The 1,919-nt window shown below is 36.7% G+C and carries 2 pseudogenes; one reads left to right on the top strand and one right to left on the bottom strand.

Annotation, left to right across the window (positions count from 1 at the left end):
• Nucleotides 1-1,439: pseudogene (locus tag BXU11_RS17170) on the bottom strand (ATP-binding protein); the annotation flags it as partial.
• A 275-nt stretch (nucleotides 1,440-1,714) separates the two neighbouring features.
• Between BXU11_RS17170 and BXU11_RS17165 the strand changes: the two are divergent.
• A pseudogene (locus BXU11_RS17165) lies at nucleotides 1,715-1,919 on the top strand (DNA topoisomerase IV subunit B); the annotation flags it as partial.

Raw genomic sequence — 1,919 nt, 5'->3', positions numbered from 1 at the left:
TTTCGAATCTCTTCGTTTTCAAAAACTTTGTGATGCATGGCTTTCTCCACGTTCAAAATCTTACCTCTCAAAGGCAAAATAGCTTGAAACGCACGATCACGTCCTTGTTTTGCTGTTCCACCAGCCGAATCTCCCTCGACAAGATACACTTCACATCTTGCCGGATCTTGTTCTGAACAATCGGATAATTTACCAGGTAAACCTCCACCGCCATAACGGTTTTACGTTGTACCATTTCACGAGCTTTCTTAGCTGCGTGTCGCGCTTGAGCCGCTAAAATTACTTTTTGGATAATGATTCTAGCATCATTTGGATTCTCTTCCAAATAATTCTCTAGCATTTCTCCTACCGCTTGACTTACAGGAGAAACTACTTCTCTATTTCCTAATTTGGTTTTTGTTTGTCCTTCAAATTGTGGCTCTGCAACTTTTACAGAAATAATCGCAGTTAACCCTTCACGGAAATCATCTCCAGTAATTTCGAACTTTAATTTATCAAGCATTCCAGAAGCATCAGCATACTTTTTTAAGCGTTCTTGTCAAACCACTTCTAAAACCTTGCAAATGCGTTCCTCCTTCGTGTGTATTGATATTATTTACATACGAAAATATGTTTTCAGAATAACTTGTGTTGTATATCAAAGCTACTTCAACAGGAATTTCTCCTTTTTCGTGATCCATTGAGATTACGTGTCCAATAATCGGCTCACGGTTTCCATCCAAATAGCGAATGTATTCCTTTAATCCTTCGGTAGAATGAAATACTTCTCCTAAGAAATTACCATCTTTATCAACTTCTCTTTTATCTGTAAATGTGATTGAAATCCCTTTATTCAAAAAAGACAATTCACGCATACGTGCAGAAAGTGTATCATATGAATACTCTGTAGTTTGCGTAAAAATAGTTGGGTCAGGATAGAAAGTTACAATAGTACCTCTTTTAGTGGTATCTCCAATTTGTTTTACTGGATATAAAGCTTTTCCTCTTTCGTATTCTTGCTCATATACTTTACCATCGCTACTATGAACGGTTGCTCTTAAATGAGAAGATAAAGCATTCACACAAGATACCCCAACACCGTGAAGACCTCCAGATACTTTATAAGAATCTTTATCAAATTTACCTCCAGCTCCAATTTTGGTCATTACTACCTCAAGTGCTGAAACGCCTTCTTTTTTATGAATCCCTACTGGAATTCCTCGACCGTTGTCTTCAACTGTAATAGAACCATCTTCATTTATTGCAACGCTAATAGTGTCGCAATGCCCACCCATCGCCTCATCTATAGAGTTATCTACCACTTCATACACTAAATGATGCAAACCACGGACACCTACATCTCCAATATACATCGATGGACGCATTCTTACGTGCTCCATTCCTTCCAATGCCTGAATACTATCTGCTGAATAATTGTTCTTATTGATTTCTTCGCTCATATGTGTTTATTCTAAAATATATTTTCTATAACACGCAAATATACAAAAGCAGAAAGGATTTTAGTTCAAAAATGGCTTTTTAAGCGTCCAAGTTATCAACATTTATGGTTTAAATGTGGAAAAACGCGCCTTAAAAAGGACGCGTTTTTTGTTTTCCACATTATAAACCATAAATGTTGATAACTTGGACGCTTAAAAAGCCATTTTTGAACTAAAATCCTTTCTGCTTTTGTATATTTGCGTGTTATAGAAAATATATTTTAGAATAAACACATATGAGCGAAGAAATCAATAAGAACAATTATTCAGCAGATAGTATTCAGGCATTGGAAGGAATGGAGCACGTAAGAATGCGTCCATCGATGTATATTGGAGATGTAGGTGTCCGTGGTTTGCATCATTTAGTGTATGAAGTGGTAGATAACTCTATAGATGAGGCGATGGGTGGGCATTGCGACACTATTAGCGTTGCAATAAATG

The organism is Flavobacterium sp. LM5 (assembly GCF_002017945.1).
Classification (GTDB): Bacteria; Bacteroidota; Bacteroidia; order Flavobacteriales; family Flavobacteriaceae; genus Flavobacterium; species Flavobacterium succinicans.
This window is presented reverse-complemented; position numbering and strand designations above follow the sequence as displayed.